At 74.7% G+C, this 2,746-nt stretch carries 1 protein-coding gene; it reads right to left on the bottom strand.

The window, feature by feature from the left end; genetic code table 11:
- Positions 1–2,746 (bottom strand): type I polyketide synthase (locus GTY47_RS31315; RefSeq protein WP_010049311.1); only part of this gene is annotated, 2,746 nt, incomplete at both ends.

The raw sequence follows: 2,746 nt of genomic DNA, 5'->3' as shown, positions 1-2,746 counted from the left end.
GATCGGCTCGTCGGCGGCGCCGCGAGTGACGGTGTCGTCGGTGTCGAGGTCGCCGCTCGTGCCGAGGGTCTCCGCCAGCACGAACGCGGCGAGGGCGGTGGGTGTGGGGTGGTCGAAGATCAGTGTGGCGGGCAGTTGCAGCCCGGTGTCGGCGGCGAGGCGGTTGCGGAACTCGACGGCGGTGAGCGAGTCGAACCCGGCGTCCATCAGGCCGCGTTGCGGGTCGATGTGCGCGGGTGATCCGTGACCGAGGACGGCGGCCACGTGCCGGCGCACGAGGTCCACGACGAAGCGGTTGCGCTCCTCCGCGCCCAGGTCGAGAAGCTGTCGTGCGAGTGTCCTGCTGCCGGTGTTGTCGCCGTCGTTCGCGGAGCGGCGGCGCGCGGGTGTGCGGAACAGGTCGTGCCAGAGCGGGGACAGTACGCCGGCCGCGGCGCGTGCCCGCAGGGCCGACGCGTCGATCTTCGAGGCGACGAGTTGGGCGGCCTCGACGGTCCGTGCCGCGTCGAACAGCGCGAGCCCTTCGGATGCGGGGAGGGGGACGGCCCCCTCTCGTGCGAGGCGTATCGCGTCCGCGTCCGTCAGCGGGCGGGCGGACGGGCCCTGTGGTGTCCACGCGCCCCACACCAGCGACAGGGCGTTCAGTCCCTGTGCCCGGCGGTGGTGGGCGAGGGCGTCGAGGAAGGCGGCCGCGGCGGCGAGGCCGGTGTGTCCGGAGCTGCCCACCGTGCCCGCGGCGGACGAGAACAGCACGAACGCCGACAGGTCGAGGTCGCGGGTGAGGTGGTGCAGGTTCAGCGCACCGGCGACACGGGCCCGGAGCGCGGTGTGCAGGTCCTGCGGCTCCACGTCGGCCAGCACGCCGTTGCGGGTGACACCGGCCGCGTGCACGACAGTGGTCAGCGCGTGTTCGGCCGGGATGCCCGCGAGCAGTTCGGCGAGCTCGGCGCGGTCGGTGACGTCGCAGGCGGCGATCCGCACCTCGGCGCCCAACGCCGTGAGCTCCTCGCGGAGTTCGGCCGCGCCGGGCGCCTTTGGCCCGCGGCGTCCGACGAGCAGCAGGTGCCGGGCCCGGTGGGTCGAGACCAGATGGCGGGCCACGAGCCGGCCGAGCATGCCGGTGCCGCCGGTGATCAGCACGGTGCCGTCCGGGTCGGGCACGGATCCGGGGGTGGCGGAGCTCCGGGTGCGGCACAGACGGGGCGCGAGGAACGTCTCGCCGCGCAGCGCGAGCTGCGGTTCGCCGGTCCGGGCGGCCCTCGTCACCAGGTCCGCCAGATCGCTCCCGGCCGACTTCGGGTCGACGTCGAGGTCGAGGAGCAGGAACCGGTCGGGGTGCTCGCTCTGCGCGGTCCGCATCATGCCCCAGGCCACCGAGGCGGCCAGGTCGGTCACATCCGGCCGGATCCCCTCGGTGTCCTCGCCCGCGGCCACGGCTCCGTGGGTCACGACGGCGAGGCGACGGGCGGCGTTGCGCTCGTCCGCGAGCCACCGTTGCAGCGCGACGAGCAGCCGCTCCGCGACCGCCCCGGTCGCGGGCTCGGTGTCCCCGTCCCCGGCGGTGCCGCCGAGGACGGGCAGGACCACGATGCCGGCGTCCTGCCCGGCGGCTCCTGCCGAGTCGCTGTCCATGAAGGGGAGTTCGGTGGCTCCGCCGTCCAGGGCGGGCAGTACGACGGTGCCGCCCGCCGGGGCAGGTGCTTCGGCGGTGTCGGTCGGTCCGGGGACGGACCGGCCCGTGGGCAGGCCGGTGGTGGTGGCGGTCCCCACCGGCGTCCAGGTCAGGGAGAAGAGGCCGTCGGCGTCTTCGGTGGCCGCGCCGGTCAGTTCGTCCGCGGTCGTGCGGCGGACGGCCATGCGCTCGATGACGGCGACGGGCTCGCCGACCGAGTCCGCCAGCTCTACCCGGGCGGTCTCCGTACCCGTGGGGCGCACCCGCAACCGCAGGCGGGTGGCTCCTGTGGCGCGCAGGGTGACGCCATGCCAGGAGAACGGCACCAGTGCGCCGTCCCCGGAGCCGCGCCGGGCCGGTTCGGTGAGCCGTACCGCGTGCGCCGCCGCTTCCCACAGGGCCGGGTGCAGGCCGAACCGGTCGGTGTCGCCGGTCGCGGCCTGCGGCAGCTCCGCCTCGGCCAGCACCTCGTCACCAAGCCGCCAGGCACGCCGGAGGCACTGGAAGACCGGCCCGTACGCGTACCCCTCGGCCCGCAGGTCCTCGTACCGGGCGTCGATGTCGAGGGGTGATGCGCCGTCGGGCGGCCAGGCGGCGGCCGGGGCCGTGCCGGGTTCTTCCGTCTCGGTGTCCGGGGCGACGGTGGCATGGGCGTGGCGGGTCCACGTTTCGCTGTCCACCGGCCGCGCGTAGACGGCGACCCCGCGCCGCTGGTCTCCGTCCGCCGCGTCGACGACGACCTGGAGGTCCACCGCGAGGCCTGGGGGGACCAACAGCGGTTCTCGGAGGGTGAGTTCGTCGATGCGCGGGCAGCCCACCTCGTCGGCGGCGCGGACCACCAACTCGACGAACCCGCTGCCCGGAAATACCATCCGCTCCCCGACGGAGTGATCCGTCAGCCAGCCGTGGGACGCGGCCGAGAGCCGACCGGACAACACGACCGAGTCACCGGCGGCGACCTCGACCGCGACGGACACCAGGCCGTGCCCGACCTCACGCAGGCCGACGCCCGAGACGTCGACTCCGTTCTTGTTCCGTTCCAGCCAGTAGGGGGTGTGGTCGAAGGCGTACGTC

The organism is Streptomyces sp. SID5464 (assembly GCF_009862985.1).
In the GTDB taxonomy this organism is placed as follows: Bacteria; Actinomycetota; Actinomycetes; order Streptomycetales; family Streptomycetaceae; genus Streptomyces; species Streptomyces chartreusis_D.
The sequence above is the reverse complement of the archived record's forward strand: the minus strand, read 5'-3'. Positions and strand labels throughout refer to the sequence as shown.